The organism is Mesorhizobium newzealandense (assembly GCF_042682145.1).
Taxonomy (GTDB): Bacteria; Pseudomonadota; Alphaproteobacteria; order Rhizobiales; family Rhizobiaceae; genus Mesorhizobium; species Mesorhizobium newzealandense.
Genome location: NZ_JBHUGZ010000020.1, coordinates 1 through 22725 on the forward strand (window position 1 = coordinate 1; position 22725 = coordinate 22725).

A 22725-nucleotide genomic window follows, 5' to 3' on the forward strand; every position below is an offset into this window, starting at 1 on the left:
TGGCGAGGAAGCCGAGGCGCCCCTCCAGCTTTTCCATTTCGCGGGTCAGCGCCAGGTCCATCGCCTTGTCGATGCGGGTCTGAAGCCCGAGCGGCGTTTTGGCGCCCTTCTCGAAGCTCTTCTTCCACTCGCGCATCGCAGCCACGAAAATCGCGCCCATGCCGGTGGTCTTGCGGTCGGCAAGCGTCCGGTAAAGCTCCTCCAGCGACTGCCCCGACCAGAACACCTGCTCGAAACGGTTGAGCGCCAGCCGCATGCGGGCATAAGAAACCAGCTTGTCGACGATGATCGCCCAGGTCCAGACCGAAGCGCAGAGCAAACCGATCATGACCAGCTTGACCACCCAGCTGGCCTGGCTGAACAGCGCCCAAATCGACAATTGCGCGCCCGGGTCGGCGAGTGCGATATTTTCCATCGTTACGTCCTTAAGATTTCCGGGCTAAGCTGGCGGCTGGCCCCTGGCATCCCTTGTGGTCGGTTCGCACGAAGCTACCGGAACAACCCCAAACCGTGCCGTTGGTGGCCTTTTCGGGGCAAATATTGGTGAAAGGAAGGCGCCTGATCGCGCCAATCTTCACCAATCTCTTCATGAACCGTTATGGTTAAGGATGGGTTAGTGAATAAGGCGCGGCGCATTGCCACGCCCCGTGGCGCGGCACATTCAATCGCCAGCGGTCGCTGTCCGTCTAAAGCGCGTCGTCTGACTGGATTCAGACGATGCGCATTGGGTCTTGGTTCTTATGCATGTCGTTCCCCCAAAAACCGGGGCCACTTTTGGGCGACATGCATTAGTCGGCCGCGGGTGAAGCCTTGGGCATGAACGCCGCCACCCATTCCCTGGGAAAGCGCCTTGGCCGGCCATTCTCGCCGATGATCGCCGCCTCGACCTTGGCCTCGACCAGCACCTCATCGCCGCGTTTGAGCTGCTGCGCCATGAAGATGCGCGCGCCGGAAATGTCCTCGGTGCGGGTGTCGACAGTCAGGATGTCGTCGATGCGGGCGGGGCCGCGAAAATTGATCTCCATGCGACGCACCACCCAGACGATCTTCTCGCCATGCTTGCCGTCGGCAAGCTCGGTGTGATGCACGCCGGTCAGCCTGAGATAGTCGGAGCGGCCGCGTTCGAAGAATTCGAGATAGCGCGCATGGTAGACGACGCCGGAGAAATCGGTGTCGGCGTAGTAGACGCGCGCCATCAGCCGGTGGCCGAACTCCGTCAGCGCGCCGGAAAGCCCCGCCAGCAACGCCGCCGATTCACCATGATCGTCCATTGCGCTTTCCTTTTTGGGCCTGACCGGGCACCTAAAGCGTGGTGCGCTTCAAGCAATTGTTTTCCGTGCGTGCCGTTGTCCCAAACCGCTACACACTTTTGGGCGACACGCACTGGCTTGGCGCATGAACCCGATGGCACTGTTGACGGCGATGATCAAGACCTTGATGACGGCGCTGTTTGTGCTGATGGCTCTGTCGCTGCCCGGCCAGGCAGCCACCTTCTCGATGAAGCGCGGCCTCAATCTCGACCAGTGGACGACGTGGCCGGGCGAGCAGCAGTGGGGCGACGCCAAGGCCATCCTGCCTTATCCGGAATGGCGCAAATTCCTCAAGGAGGACGACCTCAAGGCGCTGAAGGACGCGGGCTTCGATTTCCTGCGCATGCCGGTCGATCCGTCGCCTTTCCTGTCCGACCAGACCGTGGCCTTGCGTGACGACCTCTATGCCAGCGTGCTGGACTCGGTGCGCATGATCAACCGCGCCGGGCTGAAGGTGGTCGTCGACATGCACCTGATCCCGGCCGGCGGCAGCCGCAAGATCGGCATGGCCGAAGTGATGGGTGACCCTCAGGCCTTCGACGCCTATGTCGACATGGTGCGCAAAATGGCGCGCACGCTGGCCGGCGAAGATCCTGCCCGAGTCGCCTTCGAGCCGATGAACGAACCGATCGTCGACTGCGACAGCGACGGCACCAGCCTGTGGCCGGATCGGCAGCAGAAGCTGTTCGCGGCAGCGCGATCCTCGGCCACGAAGCTGACCCTGGTGCTGACCGGCGCCTGCTATTCCGCCGCTTCGGCGCTGGAGAAGATCGATCCGAAGACGATCCCGGACGACAACGTCATCTGGACCTTCCATTCCTACGATCCGTTCCTGCTCACCCATCAGGGCGCGACCTGGGCCGGTGATTTCATCCCCTATGTGACCGGCCTGCCCTACCCGCTAGCTGCGGTGCCGCAGGCACAGCTCGAGGTGACGCTCGACACCATCCGCGCCAGGATCAAGGCCGAGGCGCCATGGGCGAGGCAGAGCGGCCTGCTTGCCTATCTCGACGAACAGGTCGCCGGCATGGACAGTCCCGAAAAGCTGCTCGGCCTGATGGATGCGCCGTTCAAAAAGGTCGAGGCCTGGGCGAAGGCCAACGGCATCGAGCCGGAAAACATCACGCTGGGCGAATTTGGCATAATCCGCCAGGAATACGGCAACGCCTATGTGATGCCGGCTGCGTACCGGGCCGCCTATGTCAGCGACATGATCGAGCGCGCCGAGGCGCATGGCTTCTCATGGTCGGTGTGGAGCTATGGCGGCGCTTTCGGCATCGTCGATGCCTTCAACGGCGACAAGGCCGAGCCTGACGTGATGGATGTGATCCGCGGGCTGCATTGACCGTTCAGCCGAGGTCGATCGACAGGATTTCGGGGCGCATCCCGAAACGCACCGGCAGAATGCTGAAGCCAAGCCCGCCCGAGACGATCAGATTGCGATCATTCTCGACGACATGGCCATAGGCATAGCGATTGCCGAACCGCGACGGCACGACAGGCGAATAGCCGAACAGCCGAATTTGTCCGCCATGGGTGTGGCCGGACAGGGTCAACGACACCCGCCACGGCACGGTGGGAAAAATATCGGGCTCATGGGCAAGCAGGATGACCGGCGAGCTATCGCTGACCTTGGCCAGCGTGCCGTCGAGATCGTCCAGCCCCTTGAAGCCGGCGCGGTCCCTGGTCGGCAGCAGGGCCAACTGATCGGCAAGCCCGGCGATCCAGACACCTTGCCCATCCTTTTCCAGGCGCACGACATCGTTCTCCAGGACCGGGATGCCAACCGTCTCCAAGGCCTTGCGCGCTATCGTCGGGCCGGCTGCGGCGCGCTGCGCGAAGCCATCGCCCCACCAGTCGTGGTTGCCCAGGATCGACAGCACGCCGAGCGGCGCCTTGAGGCCCGACAGCGCGGATGCCCATTGCGATGGCGTCACCCGGCCCGTTACCAGGGGCATGCCGGCAATGTAGTCGCCAAGCAGGACGATCAGGTCCGCTTGCTGCGCATTCGCGTCCTCGACAAGCGAAGCGATCCGTTCGGGCGTCATCCATGGCCGGCAGGCATGGATGTCGGCGAGCGCGACGATGCGCAGCTTCAATCCCGCCGGCCAATGCGGTGGCGTCAGCGCATAGCGCTTCACATGCGTCATCAGCATCGGCTCGATGCCGACCGCATAGGCGCTGAACGCGGCAACGGTCAGGAAGGAACCGCCGACAAAGCGCAGGAACCCGCGTCTGGTTATCATGGATTGGCTCCGGCACTTGATCGCGGCGACAGTCGCAAGGCAGCGTTAAAGTCGACGATTGTGCCGGCAAACCGACAAAGATGTGGAGATTTTGCGCAAGGACATTCACGGATCCTTGATCGCAGGGTCGGCGTCCAATCGCCGGGGCCGCTACTCTTCCTGGAACAGGTTGATCTGCTGCTGCGCCAGATCCTTCGGCGCGTCGAGGCCGAGATGCCGCCAGGCATTGGCCGTCAGCATCCGGCCTCGCGGCGTGCGCTGGATGAAACCCTGCTGGATCAGATAGGGCTCGATGATGTCCTCGATGGCGTCGCGCGGCTCGGAAAGGCCGGCGGCGATCGTCTCGATGCCCACCGGGCCGCCGCCGAAATTGCGGGCGATCATCGACAGATAGCGGCGGTCGAGCGCGTCGAGGCCGAGCGCGTCGACCTCGAGCCGCGTCAGCGCCTCATCGGCGATCTGGCGGTCGACATGGCCATCGCCGGCGACCGAGGCGAAATCGCGCACCCGGCGCAACAGCCGGCCGGCGATGCGGGGCGTGCCGCGCGCACGCCGCGCGATCTCCAGCGCGCCATCGTCGCCGAGCGGCATTTGCAGGATGCGCGCGCAGCGCCGCACGATCTGCTCCAGCTCCTCGACGGAATAGAAATTGAGCCGCACCGGAATGCCGAAGCGGTCGCGCAGCGGATTGGTGAGCAGGCCAAGCCGCGTGGTGGCGGCGACCAGCGTAAAGCGGGCGAGGTCGATTTTGACCGAGCGCGCCGCCGGTCCCTCGCCGATGATCAGGTCGAGCTGGAAATCCTCCATTGCCGGATAGAGGATTTCCTCCACCGCCGGGCTCAGCCGGTGGATCTCGTCGATGAACAGCACGTCGCCTTCTTCGAGATTGGTGAGCAGGGCCGCGAGGTCGCCGGCCTTGGCTATGACCGGGCCGGAGGTCGAGCGGAAATTGACGCCGAGCTCGCGCGCCATGATCTGCGCCAGCGTCGTCTTGCCGAGGCCCGGCGGTCCCACGAACAGCACATGGTCGAGCGCCTCGTTGCGGCCCTTGGCGGCCTCGATGAACACTTTGAGGTTGGCCCGCACCGCCGCCTGGCCGACGAAATCGTCAAGCGTCTGCGGCCGCAAGGTCTGCTCGGCATCCTCTCCGCGTTTTTCGGGGGCAATGAGACGGGGGGACAGGCTCATGATGCCTTCCTTGCACACGGCAAGGACCTGAACAAGCGAAGCCTCACCGCGCCAGTTCCTTCAGCCCGAAGCGGATCAGCTTCGGTGCATCGGCATCCTCGCCCGCCGTCTTCAGCGCCGCCGCCACCGCATTGGCGGCGGTGTCGCGCGAATAGCCGAGATTGACCAGCGCCGAGACGGCGTCGGTGATCGGCGCCGGAGCGACGCCTTCACCGAGCTCCTGCTTCAGGCCGATGGTGCCCGAAGCGGTGCCGGCATAGGCCGGCGCCTTGTTCTTCAACTCGGTGACGATGCGCTCGGCCACCTTCTTGCCGACACCAGGCGCACGAGAGACCATGGCGATATCGCGCAGTGCAATCGCGTTGGCGAGATCGGCCGGCGCCAGTGTCGACAGGATGGCGAGCGCCACCTTGGCACCGACGCCTGGCACATTGTTCATCAGCAGCCGGAACCATTCGCGCTCCAGCTGCGACTGGAAGCCGTAAAGCCGCAGCATGTCCTCGCGCACATAGGTCTCGATGAACAGCACCACCGCTTCGCCCGGCGACGGCAGTGCGGCCAGCGTGCGCGCCGAGCAATAGGCGACATAGCCGACGCCATGGATATCGACGAGACAATGATCCTCGTCGATCTCGTCGAGCGTACCCTTGAGTTTGCCGATCATTGCCTAACAGCCTCTCACGATGCCAATGCTGCCATCCGGTAGGCGACACTCTGCCGGTGGTGCGCGTGGCAGATGGCGATGGCCAGCGCATCGGCGGCATGTTCGGTATCGAACGTGGCTTTCGGCAACAGCACCTTCACCATCATGTGGATCTGCTTCTTGTCGCCATGGCCGACGCCGATCACCGCCTTCTTGACGGCGTTGGGCGCATATTCGGCAACGACAAGGCCCGCACGGGCCGGCACCAGCATGGCGATGCCGCGCGCCTGGCCAAGCTTCAGCGTCGCCACAGCGTCCTTGTTGACGAAGGTCTGTTCGACCGCCGCCTCGTGCGGCATGGCCGCGTGCAGGATTTCGGCGAGCCCGTCATGCAATTGGCACAGCCGTGTCGCCAGCGCCGCCTTGTCGTCGGAACGCACGGTGCCGGAGGCGACGAAGCGCAATGAATTGCCGAGGCTCTCGACGATACCCCAGCCGGTGCGCCGAAGCCCCGGATCAATACCGATGATGCGAATCGCTTCCCCCATCCGACGAGTTTACCTCCGGCGGACAGCGATGCCAGCGAAATGTGAACAAACCAGAAACGAAGAGGCGCGCCGAGGCTTAACCGCGGGCGAAAGCCGTGTTGAGCAGGCTGATCTGGTCGGAAACCGGATTGGGGCGGCGAGCCATCGGTTGCATGTCGACCACGTCGCCGGAGCCGTAGATCTCCTCGTCCATGCGGCGCACCAGCGCCTGCAGGCGCAGCGAGCGGGTGACGAGGTCGAGGAAATCCTTGGGCAGCTCGGCCCAGCCGGCGGCTTCGTCATGGGCGGAAGCGGTGTCGAGGCGGACCTTGGACTTTTCCGACGCAACCTGGTCCCGGGTCATCTCGCCGGAATTCGCGGCGCGCTGCAAAAGCAGCCAGGAGGCAACCTGCATCAGCCTTGTGGTCAGCCGCATCGATTCGGCTGCATAGAGCGTGGCCCCCAGCCTTGACAATTTCTTTGCCTCGGCCCGGCCCTTGCCGTCGAGATACTCCGCCGCCTGTTCGACCAGGCCCATGCCTTCCTGGTAGAGCGGCTTGAAGGATTGCGTGAAAACCCGGCGCTCCGCCAGTTTGACGGTTTTCGCACTGCCCTTCGAAAGCTCGTTCATTGCTACGCCCCCTGCACCTACAGCTGGCCGATTCGGCTCACTGCCGATACACCCAGCACCGTATCGAACTGAAGCTTGAAAATGCGCTTCGTTCCCGGCGAAGGCAAGCACATGTTTAACAGAAGGTTAACGGCGAGCCGCTGTCGGGCGCCCTGAAATCCGGACAAAAAAAGAGCCGCGGATAAGGCGGCTCTCAGGAGTTTAACAGGGAGGCGTCAAACAAAGTGGCTCCAACCACTCGGTAAGAATCCAGATCACTGGATGGACATAGTAAACACCTGTAAAGCTTAATGAAGCCTTAACGGCGCGTGTGTTTTTTGACCGAACGCCGCCGTCCTGTGCCGTAACAGCACAGAACCGAACCTCGTTCCAGGCTCAGATCAGGCCTTCTTCCAGACAGCCGGCAAGGCGATGAAGGCAAACAGCAGCATGGCCGCGTAGAAGCCCATCGAAGAAATCGCCACCAGCGGTTCGATCGCGGCGTTGCCGGCAAGCAGGAAATAGAGGCCGATCAACAGGCCGATGCCGCTGATTGCCGTCAGCCAGAAATGGATTGTGGCGAGCATCTTTAGCCCGACTGCCGGAAACAGATGGTAGAAGAAGGCGAAGACCGCCGACATCAGCCACCCGGCCACCATCGTGTGGGCGTGGGTCGGCATCTGGCCATGGTCCTGGCTGATCGCCATGTGCAGGCCAAGCGCCATGCCGCACAGCGAATAGATGATGGCCAGCGTGAAGAAATTCCGTGCTACCCCTTGCATAGTGTCCCCCGAATTGCCTTTTCCCGTGTGCGGGAATGGGTTGATCGTCAGGCGATTCCTGTCGCCACCGGGCTCCCGGCATCGGCGCACTAGCATCGGCACTGTTTCCAGACGATGTCGCACCAACCCCTCCCGACACTTCTCACGATAGCAGAAAATCAGGCAGCGCATTCGCCATCTCGGCGACTTCGCGCGCTGGCGGGAAGCTGAAACAGAACCGGATTTTCCGCGACATCGTTGCGAAACACGCGCCGCGCTAAACGCCTGGCTCCTCTGACGGCTGGCGCCAATCGTGCCCTGCCGGAACCCTCCAGAACACCCAGGGAGCCACCATGGACTGGTACTCGATCGTCAAATTTCTCCATATCGTCTCGGCCAGCCTATGGGTCGGGGGCGGTTTCGTGCTGTTCCTGCTCGGCGTGCTTGCCGAGCGCGCCGGCAACATCGAGGAAAAGTTGCAGGCGATGCGCGCCAGCGGCCAGTTGGGTGGGCTTTTCTTCGCGCCGATGTCGATGCTGACACTGATCTTCGGCCTCATCATGTGCAGCTTCTGGGTCGGTTTTTCGGATCTGTGGATCATCATCGGTCTCATCGGCTACGCCACGACTTTTTCGATCGGCATGTTCATCTTCAAGCCGACCGGTGAGCGCATGGGTGCGATGATCGCCAGGGAGGGCGTCACACCAGCTGTTTTGGCCATCGGCCAGCGCATGATGAGCGCGGCGCGCTTCGACTATGCGGTCATGCTGGTGATCATCGCCGACATGGTGCTGAAGCCGACCGCGCATGACATCGGCATCCTTGCCGGCATGGCGTTGGTCGTGGCAGCAGGCGCGGCACTGGCTTTTGGCGGCAATCGTCGCCTCGCGCCGAGCGCCGCCTGACGCCGCCGTGATGGTCAGGGCAGTGCGGCCGCCTCACCTCTACATCAGACCGGCGACGCCATCCCACAGCAGCTTCAGCGCCACCACCGCCACGGTTGCATAGGTGAAGGGGTAGAAGGTTTCCGGGCGCATCCGCCGCACCAGCCACGCCCCGGCGATGGTCGACAGCGGCGCCAGCGGCATCAGCACCGCCGATGCCGTCAGATTGGCGGTGTCGAACTGGCCGAGCGCGAAATAGGGAATGAGCTTCAGCGCATTGGTGGCGGCAAAGAAGATCGCCGCGGTGCCCGACAGAATTTTGGGGTCGAGCCGGATCGGCAAGGCATAGACCTGGAACGGCGGACCGCCGACATGGGCGACGAAGCTGGTAAAGCCGGCGACCGTTCCCCAGACGGCCGCAGCCATGCGGTTGGGCGCGACCGCGTGGTCGACGCCATGGCGAAACTGCAGGTAGAGCCAGCGCAGGACGAAGATGATGGCGACGGCGCCGACGATCAGCCGCACCGCCTCTTCGGTGACCAGTGCCGCCGTCAGCCAGCCAAGGCCGATGCCGATGATGGCGCCCGGCATCATGTCGACCAGCATCTTGCGGTCGAAGACGCCCCACCATGTCCACACCGACACGATGTCCATCAGGCAAAGGATCGGCAGCAGGATGGCGGCCGCCTGCACCGGCGGCATGGTCAGCGCCATCAAGGGCACGCCGACGAAGCCGACAGCGCCGCCGAAGCCGCCCTTGGACAGGCCGACCAGAATGACCGCCGGGATGGCAGCCGCGTAGAACCACGGATCGAGAAGCAGGCCTGACATGGGGAGGGGCTGAGCTGGAGGGAAAGCGTATCGACGCTTGAATAGCCCAGAATCCCGAGCGGAGCGACAGCAAATGTAAGCATGGCTGCGGGCACGCCTGGCCAATGGCGGCCCTTCGCCCGACCAGCCCTCTGAAAACCGGGGCGTGACCGATCTGGTTCAGGATGCCTGCAAAACCTTTGCCCTCTCACGAGAGGCAGTTGCGTCGAGCGGCGGCGGCCGCCGCCGGATCGGCTGCGCCTTGATGATGGCGGTGCTGGTCTCGGCCTTGTCGGCGATGCGGTCGAGAATCCCGTCGAGATCGCCGATCGAGCGCACGAACAGACGGGCGACGAAGCAGTCATCGCCCGTCACCTTGTCGCATTCGCCAAATTCGGGGATCTCCTCGATCAGCTTCTGGACGATGTGTAGCTTGCCCGGCAGCGGCCGGATGCGAACGATCGCCTGCAAGGTATAGCCGAGCGCCAGCGGGTCGATCTCGACGGTGAACGCCCGGATGACGCCGCGCTCCTCCAACCGTCGAAGCCGCTCCGAAACGCTCGGCGACGACAGCCCGACTTGGGCAGCAAGGTCCTTCAGCGAGGTGCGCGCGTCCTTGACGAGGATTTCGAGGAGATTTCGGTCGAGATCGTCCAGCATTTTACATTTCTCGCCAATTTGGAAACATGTCCTAATATAATTAGGTCATTTATCCATACTACCTTTTCTATCAGATGGAAAGCTCTGGCGCCACATGAGATCATGACGGCTCAATTGATGCGGAGGTTCGTTGTGAACGATACAGTGCGCGGCACGGTCGAAATGTCCGCCGCCATGGCGATCCTGGGAACGATCGGATGGTTCGTCGTCCTCTCGGGCCAGCCGATCATGGATGTGGTGTTCTGGCGTTGCGCTTTCGGCGCGCTGACGCTGCTGGTCATCTGCGCCGGGCTAGGGCTGCTGCGCAACAGGCTGTCGCTGCGCATCATCGGCATCGCCGCGCTCGGCGGCGTCGCCATCGTCGTCAACTGGCTGCTGCTCTTTAGTGCTTTCTCCCGCGCCTCGATCTCGATCGCCACCGCCGTCTACAACACGCAGCCCTTCATGCTGGTCGGCTTCGGCGCGCTGTTCTTCGCCGAACGGCTGACCCTGACCAAGCTGACCTGGCTGGCAATCGCCTTCGCCGGCATGGTGCTGATCGTGCAGGCCGCCCCTGATGCCGGCGATGTCGGCACGGATTATTTTACCGGCATCGTCATGGCGTTGGGCGCGGCCTTCTTCTGGGCCGTCGCCGCCATCGTCACCAAGAAGCTCAAGGGCACGCCGCCGCACCTGATCGCGCTGATCCAGGTCTGCGTCGGCGTCGTCATGCTGGCGCCCTTCGTCAATCTTTCCCAGCTTCCGGCCGATGCGTGGAGCTGGGCCATGCTGGCGACGCTCGGCATCGTCCACACCGGCCTGATGTACATACTGATGTACGGCGCCATCCAGAAGCTGCCGACGCATCTGCAGGGATCGCTGTCCTTCATCTACCCGGTGGTCGCGATCCTGGTCGATGTCACCGCCTTCGGCCATCGGCTGCATCTGAGCCAGATCGTCGGCGCCACCGCAATTCTGATCGCCGCCGCCGGCATGAATCTCGGCTGGACGCTATGGAAGTCGAAAACGCCCGTCGCTAGCCCCCAACCGATCAAGTGACGCGGGCCCGCCGGCCGCCCGGCGGGTCAAAATCGCGATCCCGGCTGCCCGCCTGTTCAAAGCGGGCACTTTGCTCTATGCCGCAATCCAACCATCTTCGCCCGGCATAGGCGAAACGCGGGATCGAAGAACCATGAATGACGCAACGCCCCCCAACCGCTGTCGCATCGTGCTGATCGCGCCGCCCGGCGTGCCGGCGGCCCGTATCGCCGCGGCATTCGAAGGCGGCGACGTCGCTTCGCTGATCCTGCCGGAGAACGGCATGGACGAGGCCTCCTTCCAGGCTTTCGCCGAACAGATCGTGCCGGCAGCTCAGGCTGCGGGCGTCGCTGTCGTCATTGCCGGCGACACCCGCATAGCCGGCCGCGTCCAGGCCGACGGTATCCATGTCGAGGTCTCCAAGGCCGAGCTCGCCGAGACGATCGAGCATTTCCAGGCGAAAATGATGGTCGGCACCGGTGGCGCCAAGACGCGTGACGACGCGCTCGAGCTTGGTGAGACCCGGCCTGACTACATCTTCTTCGGCCGCTTCGGCTACGACAACAAGCCAGAACCACACCCGCGCAACCTGTCGCTTGGCAGGTGGTGGGCCGATATGATCCAGATCCCTTGCATCGTCATGGCCGGATCCGACATCGCCTCGGTGGAGGCAGTGGGCGCCACTGGCGCCGAATTCGTGGCACTGTCGAGCGCCGTGTTCGCCGACGGCACCGATCCCAAGACGGCGGTCGCCAGCGCCAACGCGCTGCTCGACGAGACCGCGCCACGCTTCGAGGACTGACGTGCCCTCGGCGACGCTTCCCCTCCAGGCTCTGCTTGCGGTGCTGATGGTCCAGGCAGCGGCCGCGGAGACCGTTCCGCTGCCGCAGCCCAAGCCGGAAGTCGGCGTGCAGACGGACAAGCCGATCGACAAGCAGCTGCCGCAGCCCGCCACCACGACCGAGCCGGCGCCGCTGCCGTCGGCCGACACCGTCAATCCCGACCGCTTCGGGGCGAAGCCCGCCGACGCCGCCTATGGCGCCTTCCAGCGCGGGCTCTACAAGACGGCCTACAATCTTGCGCTGATCCGCGCGCAAAATGGTGATCCGGCGGCGCAGACGCTGGTGGCCGAGATCCTGTCGCGCGGCCTGGGTGTGCCGCTCAATGCGGCGCAAGCGGCGAAATGGTACGCGCTTGCCGCCGAACAGGGCGTGCCGGAATCGCAGTTCCAGTATGCGTTGATGCTGCTCGATGGCCGCTACGTGAAGAAGGACGAGAAGGGGGCCTATGCGCTGATGCAGGCTGCCGCCGAAGCGGGCAACCGGCTGGCGCAGTTCAATTTCGCGCAGATGCTGGTCCAGCAGGACCCCGGCGATGCCGGCCTCGCCAAGGCGGTTTCCTACTATGAGCGCGCCGCCGCAACCGGCCTCGCCGACGCGCAATATGCGATGTCACAGATCTATGCCAATGGCGTCGGCGGCAAGCCGCGCGATGACGCGCAGGCAAGGCGTCTGCTGGCGCAGGCCGCACGACAGAACTACGACACCGCGCAGATCGATCTCGCCGCCTGGATGATCGAAGGCCGTGGCGGGGCGCGCGACCTGAAATCCGGCTTCGGCTGGATGAAGCAAGCGGCGGAGGGCGGCAATGTCGCCGCCCAGAACCGCCTGGCCAAGCTCTATATGCAAGGCATCGGCACGGATCCGGACCTTGTCCTTGCCGGCGCCTGGTATATCGTCGCCCGCCGCGCCGGTCTCATCGATCCGCAGATGGATGATTTCCTGCAGGGGCTGGGCGACGACCAGACCAAGCAGGCCCTGCAGAAGGCGAACCGCTTGCCCTAAGCTGGCTCGCGAAATCACCGCATGTGATCGAGGACGACCTTGCCGAAGGGCGAGCCATGTTCGAGATGGTGAAAGGCCGCCGCTGCCTCTGTCCATGGAAAGACCCGGTCGATCGCCGGCCCCAGCCGGTTCACGGCAAGCGCGCGGTTCATGGCCTCGAAGGATTCGCGTGAGCCGACGGGTATGCCGCGTGCCCTGACTTGACGGCGAAAGATATCGAGCGGATTGATCGCTCCCTCGCTGCCGCCGAGATAGCCGATGACGTTGATCTGGGCGCCGCGTGCCGCGGCCTTCAGCGACTGCGCGAAGCTCTGCGGCCCGCCGACCTCGATGATATGGTCGGCGCCACGGCCATCGGTCAGCTCCAGGACGGCTGACGACCAATCCGGAATGTCGCGATAGTTGACGCCGTCATCGGCGCCGAGTTGTTTTGCCCGTTCGAGCTTTGCGTCGCTGCTTGACGTGACGATGACGCGCGCGCCGGCAGCAGCAGCGAACTGCACCGCAAACAGCGACACGCCGCCAGTGCCAAGGCTGAGCACGGTTTCGCCCGGCTTCAGATGGCCTTCGGTGAATAGCGCATGCCAGGCGGTGACGCCGGCGCAAGGCAGCGTCGCCGCCTCGACATCGCTCAGATGCACCGGAGCAAGCACGGCCGCCTGTTCGTCCAGCCGGGCGAACTCGCTGAGCAGTCCGTCGATGGGACCACCGCGCTGGTAGGACGGTTCGGCCATGGCGAAGCTGCCGCCGACCCAGCGCTGCCAGAAGGTGCCGCAGACACGGTCGCCGACCTTGAACCGGCTGACCTCAGGGCCGACCGCCACGACCTCGCCGGCGCCATCCGAAAGCGGCACCAGCGGCAATGGGAATGCCGTGTGATAATTGCCGCGCGCGATTTCCACGTCGCGGTAGTTCAGCGCCGTCGCCTTGACCTTGATGATCATCTCCTGGCGGCCCGGTTCCGGCATCGGCCGTTCGGCCATTCTGAGGTGGCCGATGCCGCCCGGGTTCTGCAGTTCGATGGCTTTCATTGTCGTCATCCTTTCCGTTGCAAGGAAAATCGCTTGTCAGACGGTGGATTTCAAATTCATAATAGTCAGAATGATTATGCGTGTAAGACATGGTGAAAACGGATGCTCGAGGAACTGCGCACGCTTGTCCTGTTCGCCGAGGAAGGCTCGATCCAGAAAGTGGCCCGGCGCCTACCACTGACGCAGCCTGCCGTGAGCCGGCAGATCCAGCGGCTGGAGGACATGCTCGCCACCACGCTGCTCGACCGGCGGCAGAAGCCGCCGCGGCTGACCCAGGCAGGCCTGGACGTGCTGGCCCGCGGCCGCGACATTCTCGCTTCGGTCGATGCGCTGAAATCCTTCGCCGGCAGTGCCGAGCCTGAAGGCGCGCTTCGCCTTGGCCTTGCTCACGGCCTCTCCGACAGGGATGTGGCGGGGGCCATTGCCAATGCCGCCGCGTTGTTTCCAAACGTGTCGCTACGCCTCAAGACAGGCTGGAGCGCCGAGCTCGCCGACCAGTTTGATCGCGGGCAACTCGATGTCGCCATCGTCTTGCGGGCAAGCACCGGCGAAAGCTGCGAGGGTGCCATCGGCACGGAGCGCCTCGGCATTGTGGCCGGCAAGCACTCGGGCCAAGCGCCAGATCTTGCAAATGCCGCCTGGGTCTTGAGCCCCGCACCCTGCGACGCGCGCCAGCGGTTGCTTGCCGTCCTGGGCGAGGACGCAAGGAGATTGTCTATTGCGGCCGAAATCCAGGACCCGGCCATGCAGATGGAGTGGGTGCGCCGGGGTCATGGGCTCGGCCTCATGCCCATGCGCCTTCTCCGTCAGCACCTGCCGAAGGGCGTGATGCTCGTCGAGGTCGGCGATCTCGACCTGTCCATGCAGGTCGTTGTCATGCGCTCGCCGCACATCCATCGACTGACAAAGGTCGCCGATGCCGTCGCCAAATCCATCGGTGCGGCTCTCAACCGGAGCGATTGACACCGCTGCCATGGCACCGCACCTCCAGACCCCGGCCTGGGTGTTCCATGCCCGTCGCCTGGCCGCAGCCTGCCCGCTCCCTTGCCTCTTCTGGCGATTTGTGGTCTTGGGAGCCGCGAAATCGCTTTCTCGGCGAACATCTCATTCCGGATCAGATCACCATGGCCAAGATCAATGGCAACGAAATCCGTCCCGGCAACGTCATCGAGCATGATGGCGGCCTTTGGGTGGCGGTCAGGACCAACACAGTCAAGCCAGGCAAGGGCGGCGCCTACAACCAGGTCGAGCTGAAGAACCTCATCAACGGCACCAAGCTCAACGAGCGCTTCCGCTCGGCCGAGACCGTCGAGCAGATCCGGCTCGACCTGAAGGATTTTTCCTTCCTCTACGCGCAGGAAGATGCGCTGGTGTTCATGGACACCCAAAGCTACGAGCAGCTCGAATTGAACAAGGACTTCGTCGGCGACCGCGCCGCCTTCCTGCAGGACGGCATGATGGTGACCGTCCAGCTCTATGACGAAAGGCCGATCGGCATCTCCTTGCCCGACTATGTGACGCTGACCATCACCGAGGCGGATCCGGTGGTGAAGGGCCAGACGGCGGCTTCGTCCTACAAGCCGGCGATGCTGGAAAACGGCATCCGCGTGCTGGTGCCGCCATTCATCGGCGCTGGCGAGCGCATCATAGTCGACACCAACGAAATCACCTACGTGCGCCGCGCAGACTGACGCGCAGCAGCAGGAAGAAGCACGATGGCACGCTCAGCCCTTCTCAACGTCATGGTCCAGGCCGCAATGAAAGCCGGTCGCTCGCTGTCGCGCGACTTCGGCGAGGTGCAGAACCTGCAGGTCTCGCTGAAAGGCCCTGGCGATTATGTCAGCCAGGCCGACCGCAAGGCCGAGGACATCGTCTTTGCCGAACTGTCGAAGGCACGGCCGGGCTATGCCTTCCTGATGGAAGAGCGCGGCGTGGTCGAAGGTGACGACAGCCAGCACCGCTGGATCGTCGACCCGCTCGACGGCACCACCAATTTCCTGCACGGCATCCCGCTCTTTGCCGTTTCGATCGCCCTGGAACGCCAGGGGCAGATCGTTGCCGGTGTCATCTACAATCCGGCAATGGACGAGCTCTACACCGCCGAACGCGGCGGCGGCGCCTTCATGAACGACCGCCGCCTGCGCGTCGCCGGCCGCATCAAGCTGGTCGACACGGTGATCGGCTGCGGCGTGCCGCATCTCGGACGCGGCCACCACGGCAATTTCCTGGTCGAACTGCGCAACGTCATGGCGGAGGTCTCCGGCGTCCGCCGCATGGGTGCCGTCTCTCTCGATCTGGCCTATGTCGCCGCGGGCCGCATGGATGGTTTCTGGGAAACCGGCCTGTCGGCCTGGGACGTCGCCGCCGGCCTGCTGCTGATCCGCGAGGCGGGCGGCTTCGTTTCGGACATGGATGGCGGCCAGGACATGCTCGACAACGGCTCGGTGGTCGCCGGCAACGAGGTCATCCAACGCGCCTTGCTGAAGGCCGTGAAGAAGCCGCTCCCCTCTCGTTGACAGGCAAGCCGCGCTGACAGGCGGCGCGCTGATGCGCCGCAGTCGCAAAACCGCAACGGAAGCTTGAAAAACTGCCTGGCGAGCGCCCAAGTTAGAGCGCGCGGCGCAGGAACCCGGCAGTGAAAGACAACCAACCCTACCCCGACATACCGTTCATCGGACGCTGGCACTATTCGCGCGCCGAGATGATCGCCGACGGTATCGTCCATGCCGTCGGCATCGTGCTGGCGATATCGGCCGGTTCGGCACTGCTGGCGCTGGCAGCCTTTCGAGTCGGGCCGGGCGAATACATCGCCGCCGCCTTCTATGTGGTTTCGCTGCTCACCGTGCTGTCGGTGTCGCTGACCTACAATCTGTGGCCGGTGTCGTCGCCGGTGAAATGGATCTTGCGGCGCTTCGACCATGCCGCGATCTATCTCCTGATCGCCGCCACCTACACGCCTTTCCTGGCTCAGCTCGAGGGCTCGCCGCTGGCGCACTGGATGATCGTCCTCGTCTGGACCGCCGCTGCCATGGGCATCGCCATCAAGGTGTTTTTTCCCGGCCGTTTCGACCGGCTGGCGATCGTCTTCTATCTCGCCATCGGCTGGAGTGGCATCATCCTGGTGAAGCCGCTTGTCCAGACGCTGCCGACGACGTCGCTCGCGCTCATCGTCGCCGGCGGCATCGTCTATTCCTGCGGCGTCATCTTCTTCGCCTGGAGGGGACTGCGCTTCCACAACGCGCTGTGGCATGGTTTCGTCGTCACCGGCGCCGGCCTGCATCTGGCCGCGATGGTCGACTGTCTGGTCATCAATCGCCTCTGACACAGACTATCGACGCGGCAATATTGCCAAGCGCCATTCAATTTGGTCACAATTCCGTTTAGAGTCGCGGTCTACGTGATCGGCGGCGGCATCGGAAACGGGGCACGGATGGCTTTTCTCAGATCCTTCGGCATGGGCAGACGTTCTGATGTCCTGATCTACGACCCGCACAAACTGTCGAGCCCTCAGGTCTTCCTGCTGACCATGATGATCTTCCTGGTCATCGTCGCCTTCATCGCCGCCATCCTGACCCGCCAGATCTCGACCGCTTTTGGCAGCAATCCCGGCCTCAACGGTCTGATCGTCGGCGTGCTGGTGGTCGGCATCCTGCTGGCCTTCGGCCAGGTCGGACGGCTGTTTCGCGAAGTGCGCTGGGTCAACTCCTTCCGTGCCGGTTCGGAGACCACTGAACCGGTGCTGCTGGCGCCCATGAAGGCGATGATCGGCCGCTCCTCGGCGACGGCCTTCTCGACCAGTTCGATGCGCACCATGCTCGATTCCATCGCCACGCGCCTCGACGAAAGCCGCGACACCTCGCGCTATCTTGTCGGCCTGCTGGTGTTCCTCGGCCTGCTCGGCACCTTCTGGGGCCTGTTGAACACCATCGGCTCGATCCGTGAGACCATTGAATCGCTCGATCCGGGCACGGGTGACGCCGCCGCGGTGCTCGATTCGCTGAAGCAAGGTCTTTCGGCGCCTTTGGCCGGCATGGGCACGGCCTTCTCGTCCTCGCTGTTCGGCCTGTCCGGCTCGCTGGTGCTCGGCTTCCTCGACCTGCAGGCCGGCCGCGCCCAGACGCGCTTCTACACCGAGCTGGAAAACTGGTTGTCCTCGGTCACCGATCTGTCGTCCGACATCGTCGTCTCCGACCCGGCCAAGGCCGAATCCTCGGACGAGATCCGGGTTTTTGTCGGAAAGGCTGCGCAGCATGCAGGAGAATGGCGGCGGCTCCAATCCGCGCGTCGCCACCGCCATGGCCAATCTCGCCGACGGCATTTCCGGCCTAGTCAAGAACATGCGCTCCGAGCAGCAGATCATGCGCGACTGGGTCGAGGCCCAGTCCGACGAGCAGAAGGCGATGCGCAACACGCTGGAGAAAATCGCCGACGCCCTGAAGAAGCCCGGGGTGCATTGACGTGGCGCTGGCACGTCGGCGCACCGATCGCCGCATCGACTACTGGCCGGGCTTCGTCGACGCGCTCTCGACGCTGCTCCTGGCGATCATGTTCCTGCTCACCGTCTTCGTGCTGGCGCAGTTCCTGCTTGGCCGCGAAATCTCCGGCAAGGATACGGCGCTCTCGCGCCTCAATTCGCAAATCAACGAACTAACCCAGCTTCTGGCGCTGGAGCGCTCGACGACGCAGGACAAGGATGATTCGCTGGCCAATCTGCAGGCATCGCTGTCGGCGGCCGAAGCCGAAAAGAGCCGGCTCCAACAATTGCTGGCGCAAGGTGCCGGCGCCGGCGACGCCGCCAACCAGCGTGCCGTGGCACTGTCGGGTGAACTCGACAGCCAGCGCCAGATCAGCCAGCAGGCGCTGAGCCAGGTCGAGATCCTCAACCAGCAGATTGCAGCACTTCGCAAGCAGATCGGCGCGCTCGAGGATGCGCTCAACGTTTCCGAAACCCGTGATCGTGATTCCAATACCAAGATCGCCGATCTCGGCCGCCGCCTGAACGTGGCACTTGCGCAGCGCGTGCAGGAGCTGAACCGCTACCGCTCCGACTTCTTCGGCCGCTTGCGCGAGATCCTCGCCGACCGCGAGAACATCCGCATCGTCGGCGACCGCTTCGTCTTCCAGTCGGAAGTGCTGTTCCCGACCGGCTCCGAGGTGATCAACGATGCCGGCAAGGTCGAGATGAAGAAACTCGCCGACGCCATCATCGAGCTGCAGAAGGAAATCCCGCCCGAGATCAACTGGGTGCTGCGCGTCGACGGCCATACCGACAACAAGCCGCTCTCCGGCACCGGCCGCTATCGCGACAACTGGGAACTGTCGACGGCGCGTTCGACCTCGGTGGTGAAGTTCCTGATCGAGAACGGCGTGCCGGCCAACCGGCTGGTCGCTGCCGGATTCGGTGAGTTCCAGCCGCTCGACCCCGCCGACACCGAAGAGGCGCGCAACAAGAACCGCCGCATTGAACTGAAGCTCACCGAACGTTGATCCATCATCACGCGGCATCACGCGAATTTGTTCGACGGCTCAACTCTAGGGCGCAGACCGAGGCCGGCAAGGCCTGAAAAGATTATCTTTTTTTAATTACACATCGTCGCTGTGCGGTCCTAGCTTCCCGCCTGGGCCGAGAACCGCCGGCGATGAATCCCCCCATCGCGACGCGACGGAACCGGACGGCCCTCGGCCGGAAGGCAGGCGAAAGAACCGCCGCCTTCCTCTTCAGGAGGAGACGCGCGATGCGCTCTTTTATTTCCAAAGCCTCGCTCAGAACTGCGACAATCACGGCGTTCCTCATCGCCGTTCCCCTCGCCGGCGCCTATGCCGCGGACCATCACAAGGGCGGTCTTGACGCCACCGACCCGACCGACTTTACCGGCCCGCGCGTCGAGGGACTCCTCAACCAGGTCCAAGGCGTCCACCAGGGCATAGTCGAGGCAAGACAAGCCAACAGCATTACGCCGGCCGTGGCCGAGCGCCTGGAAATGCGGACCGCCCGCATCAGTCAGGCGGCCGAGAAGATCGCGGCATCGGATCATGGCAGGATACCGGCGGCGCAATATCATGACCTGCTGCGCCGTCTCGACAACGTCGACCAGCGTCTGAAGGGCGATACCGGGAGCGTTTTCCTGATGGGCGATGGCGCTGACGGCGGAAAATATCCGAACGGCTGAGACCGCGCACCTCGATATCGCGCATGATCCTGCCGAAATCGATTCCGATTTTCCGGCCATGCGCCAGGAAGGGACCACCTGGCGCCTTCGGGACCCAATCCCGAGGGCGTCTCTTTTCCCTACCAGCCAAGCCAGACTGCAATCAGGGCAACCACCGCCGGCACGGTCTGGATGAACAGGATCTTGCGGCCAGCCGTCGCCGCGCCATAGAGACCGGCAACGGCCACGCACAACAGGAAGAAAACCTTGACCTGAAAACCGGCAGCGCCGAGGTAAAGCCCCCAGATCAGCCCAGCGGCGAGGAAGCCGTTGTAGAGGCCCTGATTGGCGGCGAGCACCTTCGAGGCGCTGGCAAATTCGGGCTTCAGATTGAATGCCTTGTGCCCGCGCGGCGTGTCCCACAGCACCATTTCGAGATAGACGATGTAGACATGGATCAAGGCCACCAGCCCGACCAGGATGTTGCCGATCATAGTGTTCCCCCTTCATGTGCCGCCGGTAGCATTTCACGCGTGACCTCACCTGCGCAAGATGCACCCGACGCACAGTCCCGCAGGGTTGCAAACGCCTTTGCGTTGGTATCTTTTCGCGCCGTCCTCAATCACGGAAGCCGCCATGTCCTTTCAGAAACTCGATGATCTCGGCCACAAGCTCGAAGCGCTCGAGCATGCGCTGGCCATCCTTGGCGCCGACGAGGCCACCCACATGGCAGTCGGTGGCGGCGAGAAGCGCACCGAGGCAATGTCGGCGCTGGCAGGCATGTTTCACACCAGGGCAACGGCGCCGGAAATCGCCGACTGGATCGCCGCGGCTGAACAGGAAGTGTTAAGTGAAGAGCAACGGTCCGCCATCGCGGAACTGCGGCGCCAGTACACCAATTTGACCTGCCTGCCGGTCGAATTCGTCGAACGTCAGACGACCGCGCGCATGCGCTGCGAGCAACTGTGGCGCGACCTGCGCGCCAAGAACGACTGGGCTGGCTTCCAGCCGGCGCTCGAAGGCGTGGTGGCGCTGGTGCGCGAAGAGGCGGCGTTGCGTGCCGATGTGCTCGGTCTCGCGCCCTATGACGCGCTGATGGAGCAATACGACCCTGGCAACCGCGCCGCCGACATCACGCCGGTCTTCACCGACCTCAAGGCTTTCCTCAGGGGGTTCGTGCCGGAGGCGCTGGCGATACAGGAAGCGCGGCTGCGCAAGCGCCCGCTGAAGCCGCTTTCGGGCACCTATGCGATCGACCGGCAGCGCGAGCTCGGCCTTGCCATGATGGCGGCGGTCGGCTTCGACCTGACACACGGGTCGCTGTCGGTGTCGCACCACCCGTTCTGCGGCGGCGTGCCGAGCGACGTGCGCATCACCACCCGCTACAAGACGTCAGATTTCCTGTCGGCGCTGATGGGCGTGCTGCACGAGACAGGCCATGCGCTGTACGAACAGAACCTGCCGAAGGCATGGTCGCACTGGCCGCTCGGCAGGGCGCGCGGCATGGCCGTGCATGAAAGCCAGAGCCTGTTCGTCGAAAAGCAGCTTGGCCGCAACCCGGCCTTCTGGCGCTGGGCGCTGCCGGTGGTCGAAAAGCATCTCGGCGAAGCCTGGTCGCTCGACGACATCCTGCCGCATGTGCATCGTGTCGAACGCGGCCTGATCCGTGTCGATGCCGACGAGGTGACCTACCCGCTGCATGTCATCCTGCGCTACGAACTGGAGCAGGAGCTCGTCTCGGGCAGGCTGGAGGTGGCCGATCTGCCCAAAGCCTGGGACGCCAAGATGCGCGACTATCTCGGCCTTTCCACCATCGACAATCCGGCCGACGGGCCGATGCAGGACGTGCATTGGCCGGGTGCGGCCTTCGGCTACTTCCCCTCCTACACGCTGGGCGCGATGATGGCGGCGCAGCAATGGGCGGCGCTGACGCGGGAGCATCCCGCCGCCGATGACGATCTTGCCAAGGGTAATTTCGAGTCCATCAACGCCTGGCGCCGCGAAAAGATCTGGTCGCAGGGGTCACGCTGGTCGACACCGGACCTGCTCGAGCGCGCCACCGGCGAAAAACTCGACGCCACCTATTTCGTGAACCATCTGAAGCAGCGATACGGCGGATGAACCCGCCATATCGGCCCTTCTCGATTTCGGTGATGGGCTGATGCCCGTCGGCATCCTGGATACAACGGGCGTCATCGCTGGGCGGCGACAGCTTCCTGTGTCTTGCGGGATCGGCTCTACTTTTCTATCACTGGTAGTATCCGACAGTTATCTTGCGAGACGGCCGGATTGTTCGGGCGGGGTGCTTTCCAGTGATATCATCTGCGATCATGCGGCTTTTCGTCTTGATTGCCTTTGCCATTTTCTGTTCGCCAGCCATGGCCGACGCCGAAATCCACAAGGGCAGTCCTGGCGGCTGGATCGATCGGGTCGAGCTTCCCAGGCCGGACCCGCGCTTCGACAGCCAGATTAAGAACGGCATATCCAATCTTTTGTCGGAGTATCAGATCCGGCAACGGCCAGGCGGCCTCGAGGCTTTTGATCGCTATGCCTACAAGATCGTCGATCGCACCGGACTTGAGCGCGGTGCGGCCATAAGCATCGAGTTCGACCCGGCAACGTCCGAAGTCACGATGAACTGGCTGAACATCATTCGCGACGGCGTGGTGATCGACCGGTTGCCCGGGGCCACCTTCGACGTGTTTCGACGCGAAAAGGATGCGGAGAAAGGCCTGTTCGACGGCTGGCTCACCGCTTATGTGAATGTCGACGATGTCCGCGTCGGTGACATCATCGACTACGGCAAGACCACTGTCAGGACACCGATCGTCGGTGCTGGCCTGTTCTTCCACTCGGTCGCGCTGGCGTGGGGAGAACCCATCGCACTCATCCGCGAGAGGGTGATTTGGCCGACAACCGAGCCGCTGAAGATCCGCCAGATCCGCACCGACATCCAGCCGGACATCAAGGCGGATGGTGCGATGACGACCTATCTTTGGCAGAGCGCCAATCCGGCTCCGGTCAAGCCCGAAGAGAACCTGCCGG

The 22725-nt window shown here is 63.7% G+C and carries 24 protein-coding genes and 2 pseudogenes; 14 read left to right on the forward strand and 12 right to left on the reverse strand.

Features of this window, described 5'->3' with window-relative positions; all coding sequences use genetic code 11:
* Together ACFSOZ_RS29465 and ybgC are read right to left on the reverse strand one after the other, a co-directional pair.
* Positions 1-415 (reverse strand): MotA/TolQ/ExbB proton channel family protein (locus tag ACFSOZ_RS29465; protein WP_465264475.1); only part of this gene is annotated, 415 nt, incomplete at its 3' end.
* Between the two features lie 373 nt (positions 416-788).
* Positions 789-1271 (reverse strand): tol-pal system-associated acyl-CoA thioesterase, encoded by a 483-nt coding sequence (ybgC, locus tag ACFSOZ_RS29470; protein ID WP_379103867.1) that lies wholly within the window; start codon positions 1269-1271, stop codon positions 789-791.
* A gap of 133 nt (positions 1272-1404) precedes the next feature.
* On the opposite strand from ybgC, the gene ACFSOZ_RS29475 reads away from it, so the two are divergent.
* The gene (locus ACFSOZ_RS29475) at positions 1405-2655 is read left to right on the forward strand and encodes a glycoside hydrolase family 5 protein (protein ID WP_379103937.1); all 1251 of its coding nucleotides are present in this window, start codon (positions 1405-1407) and stop codon (positions 2653-2655) included.
* Positions 2656-2659: 4 nt separating this feature from the next.
* On the opposite strand, the gene ACFSOZ_RS29480 is transcribed toward ACFSOZ_RS29475, so the two are convergent.
* The 6 genes from ACFSOZ_RS29480 to ACFSOZ_RS29505 form a co-directional block, all read right to left on the reverse strand.
* Positions 2660-3556: a metallophosphoesterase gene (locus ACFSOZ_RS29480; RefSeq protein ID WP_379103869.1), complete on the reverse strand. Its 897-nt coding sequence runs from the start codon at positions 3554-3556 to the stop codon at positions 2660-2662.
* A 150-nt stretch (positions 3557-3706) separates the two neighbouring features.
* Positions 3707-4744, reverse strand: coding sequence for a Holliday junction branch migration DNA helicase RuvB (gene ruvB / locus ACFSOZ_RS29485; protein ID WP_379103872.1), 1038 nt, complete (start codon positions 4742-4744; stop codon positions 3707-3709).
* Positions 4745-4787: 43 nt separating this feature from the next.
* On the reverse strand, positions 4788-5408 hold the full coding sequence (ruvA, locus tag ACFSOZ_RS29490) for a Holliday junction branch migration protein RuvA (protein WP_379103874.1): 621 nt from the start codon (positions 5406-5408) through the stop codon (positions 4788-4790).
* Positions 5409-5422: 14 nt separating this feature from the next.
* Positions 5423-5935: a crossover junction endodeoxyribonuclease RuvC gene (ruvC, locus tag ACFSOZ_RS29495; protein WP_181057761.1), complete on the reverse strand. Its 513-nt coding sequence runs from the start codon at positions 5933-5935 to the stop codon at positions 5423-5425.
* Between the two features lie 76 nt (positions 5936-6011).
* Positions 6012-6545: a protease adaptor protein RcdA gene (gene rcdA, locus ACFSOZ_RS29500; RefSeq protein WP_379103876.1), complete on the reverse strand. Its 534-nt coding sequence runs from the start codon at positions 6543-6545 to the stop codon at positions 6012-6014.
* Positions 6546-6925: 380 nt separating this feature from the next.
* Positions 6926-7306, reverse strand: a complete 381-nt coding sequence (locus ACFSOZ_RS29505; RefSeq protein WP_379103879.1) for a hypothetical protein — start codon at positions 7304-7306, stop codon at positions 6926-6928.
* A 332-nt stretch (positions 7307-7638) separates the two neighbouring features.
* On the opposite strand from ACFSOZ_RS29505, the gene ACFSOZ_RS29510 reads away from it, so the two are divergent.
* Positions 7639-8190 (forward strand): DUF2269 family protein, encoded by a 552-nt coding sequence (locus ACFSOZ_RS29510; protein WP_379103881.1) that lies wholly within the window; start codon positions 7639-7641, stop codon positions 8188-8190.
* A 39-nt stretch (positions 8191-8229) separates the two neighbouring features.
* Here ACFSOZ_RS29510 and ACFSOZ_RS29515 read toward each other — a convergent pair whose 3' ends face one another.
* A complete protein-coding gene (locus tag ACFSOZ_RS29515; protein WP_379103883.1) occupies positions 8230-9000 on the reverse strand; it encodes a sulfite exporter TauE/SafE family protein in 771 nt (256 codons plus the stop codon).
* Positions 9001-9159: 159 nt separating this feature from the next.
* On the reverse strand, positions 9160-9639 hold the full coding sequence (locus ACFSOZ_RS29520) for an Lrp/AsnC family transcriptional regulator (protein WP_379103885.1): 480 nt from the start codon (positions 9637-9639) through the stop codon (positions 9160-9162).
* 132 nt (positions 9640-9771) lie between these two features.
* Between ACFSOZ_RS29520 and ACFSOZ_RS29525 the strand changes: the two genes are divergently transcribed.
* From ACFSOZ_RS29525 to ACFSOZ_RS29535, 3 genes are all read left to right on the forward strand, one after another.
* A complete protein-coding gene (locus ACFSOZ_RS29525; RefSeq protein ID WP_379103888.1) occupies positions 9772-10677 on the forward strand; it encodes a DMT family transporter in 906 nt (301 codons plus the stop codon).
* A 133-nt stretch (positions 10678-10810) separates the two neighbouring features.
* Positions 10811-11458, forward strand: coding sequence for a thiamine phosphate synthase (locus ACFSOZ_RS29530; protein WP_379103890.1), 648 nt, complete (start codon positions 10811-10813; stop codon positions 11456-11458).
* Positions 11459-11504: 46 nt separating this feature from the next.
* Positions 11505-12500 (forward strand): tetratricopeptide repeat protein, encoded by a 996-nt coding sequence (locus ACFSOZ_RS29535; RefSeq protein WP_379103939.1) that lies wholly within the window; start codon positions 11505-11507, stop codon positions 12498-12500.
* A 14-nt stretch (positions 12501-12514) separates the two neighbouring features.
* Here the strand turns inward: ACFSOZ_RS29535 and ACFSOZ_RS29540 are convergent, their stop codons facing one another.
* Entirely contained in the window at positions 12515-13531 is a 1017-nt protein-coding gene (locus ACFSOZ_RS29540; protein ID WP_379103891.1) for a zinc-dependent alcohol dehydrogenase family protein, read from the reverse strand.
* 102 nt (positions 13532-13633) lie between these two features.
* Between ACFSOZ_RS29540 and ACFSOZ_RS29545 the strand changes: the two genes are divergently transcribed.
* The 7 genes and pseudogenes from ACFSOZ_RS29545 to ACFSOZ_RS29575 all read left to right on the forward strand — a co-directional run bounded on the left by ACFSOZ_RS29545 (position 13634) and on the right by ACFSOZ_RS29575 (position 19701).
* On the forward strand, positions 13634-14494 hold the full coding sequence (locus ACFSOZ_RS29545) for a LysR family transcriptional regulator (RefSeq protein WP_379103893.1): 861 nt from the start codon (positions 13634-13636) through the stop codon (positions 14492-14494).
* Between the two features lie 161 nt (positions 14495-14655).
* Positions 14656-15222 (forward strand): elongation factor P, encoded by a 567-nt coding sequence (gene efp, locus ACFSOZ_RS29550; protein WP_111548334.1) that lies wholly within the window; start codon positions 14656-14658, stop codon positions 15220-15222.
* A 24-nt stretch (positions 15223-15246) separates the two neighbouring features.
* Positions 15247-16047 (forward strand): inositol monophosphatase family protein, encoded by an 801-nt coding sequence (locus tag ACFSOZ_RS29555; protein ID WP_379103895.1) that lies wholly within the window; start codon positions 15247-15249, stop codon positions 16045-16047.
* A gap of 119 nt (positions 16048-16166) precedes the next feature.
* Positions 16167-16853, forward strand: a complete 687-nt coding sequence (gene trhA, locus ACFSOZ_RS29560; RefSeq protein WP_379103897.1) for a PAQR family membrane homeostasis protein TrhA — start codon at positions 16167-16169, stop codon at positions 16851-16853.
* Between the two features lie 108 nt (positions 16854-16961).
* Positions 16962-17988: pseudogene (locus ACFSOZ_RS29565) on the forward strand (MotA/TolQ/ExbB proton channel family protein).
* Between the two features lies 1 nt (position 17989).
* A complete protein-coding gene (locus ACFSOZ_RS29570; protein WP_379103899.1) occupies positions 17990-19018 on the forward strand; it encodes a peptidoglycan -binding protein in 1029 nt (342 codons plus the stop codon).
* Between the two features lie 248 nt (positions 19019-19266).
* The gene (locus ACFSOZ_RS29575) at positions 19267-19701 is read left to right on the forward strand and encodes a hypothetical protein (RefSeq protein ID WP_379103901.1); all 435 of its coding nucleotides are present in this window, start codon (positions 19267-19269) and stop codon (positions 19699-19701) included.
* A 119-nt stretch (positions 19702-19820) separates the two neighbouring features.
* Here ACFSOZ_RS29575 and ACFSOZ_RS29580 read toward each other — a convergent pair whose 3' ends face one another.
* A complete protein-coding gene (locus tag ACFSOZ_RS29580; RefSeq protein WP_379103903.1) occupies positions 19821-20174 on the reverse strand; it encodes a DUF1304 domain-containing protein in 354 nt (117 codons plus the stop codon).
* 142 nt (positions 20175-20316) lie between these two features.
* On the opposite strand from ACFSOZ_RS29580, the gene ACFSOZ_RS29585 reads away from it, so the two are divergent.
* Positions 20317-21801 (forward strand): carboxypeptidase M32, encoded by a 1485-nt coding sequence (locus ACFSOZ_RS29585; protein ID WP_379103905.1) that lies wholly within the window; start codon positions 20317-20319, stop codon positions 21799-21801.
* Positions 21802-22058: 257 nt separating this feature from the next.
* Positions 22059-22643, forward strand: a pseudogene (locus tag ACFSOZ_RS29590) (DUF3857 domain-containing protein); the annotation flags it as partial.
* Positions 22644-22725 lie beyond the last annotated feature (82 nt).